At 71.9% G+C, this 946-nt stretch carries 1 protein-coding gene; it reads left to right on the top strand.

Translation table 11 applies throughout. The features are described 5' to 3' along the window. Positions 1-946, top strand: a 946-nt coding sequence (gene ruvB, locus MKK82_RS12935; RefSeq protein WP_238294312.1) for a Holliday junction branch migration DNA helicase RuvB, incomplete at both ends; no start/stop codon positions are given.

Below are 946 nucleotides of genomic sequence, written 5' to 3'. Positions count from 1 at the left end.
CGCCGACCAGACGATCCGTCCGCTGAGCCTGTCCGAGTTTATCGGGCAGCGTGCGGCGCGGGCGAACATGCAGGTGTTCATCGAGGCGGCGCGCCGGACCGGGCAGGCGCTCGACCACGTGCTGTTCGTCGGGCCGCCGGGCCTGGGCAAGACCACGCTGGCCCAGATCGTGGCGCGCGAGCTCGGCGTGAACTTCCGCTCGACGTCCGGTCCGGTGATCGCCAAGGCGGGGGATCTGGCCGCGCAGCTGACCAACCTGGAGGAGCGCGACGTCCTGTTCATCGACGAGATCCACCGGCTCAACCCGGCGGTGGAGGAGATCCTCTACCCGGCCATGGAGGACTACCAGCTCGACCTGATCATCGGCGAGGGACCGGCGGCGCGCTCGGTCAAGATCGAGTTGCCCAAGTTCACGCTCGTGGGCGCCACGACGCGGGCGGGGCTGCTGACCACGCCGCTGCGCGACCGGTTCGGGATCCCGATCCGTCTGGAGTTCTACGAGATCGACGAGCTGGAGCAGATCGTGGCGCGGGGCGCGCGGGTTCTGGGGCTCGGGATGTCGGCGGAGGGGGCCAACGAGATCGCCCGGCGGGCGCGGGGCACGCCGCGGATCGCGGGGCGCCTGCTGCGGCGGGTGCGGGACTTCGCGATCGTGGCGGAGGCCGAGACGGTGACGCGGGCGATCGCCGACCGGGCGCTGCAGCTGCTCGACGTGGACGGGGCCGGGCTCGACGTGATGGACCGCAAGTACCTCGGGCTGATCGCGCGCTCGTTCGGGGGCGGGCCGGTGGGCATCGAGACGATCGGGGCGGCGCTGTCGGAGCCGCGCGACGCCATCGAGGACATCATCGAGCCCTACCTGATCCAGCGCGGCTTCGTGCAGCGCACCCCCCGGGGCCGCATCCTCACCCGACACGCCTACCAGCACCTCGGAATCGCGCAGCCC

This window comes from Methylobacterium sp. E-046, assembly GCF_022829625.1.
Classification (GTDB): Bacteria; Pseudomonadota; Alphaproteobacteria; order Rhizobiales; family Beijerinckiaceae; genus Methylobacterium; species Methylobacterium longum.
This window is presented reverse-complemented; position numbering and strand designations above follow the sequence as displayed.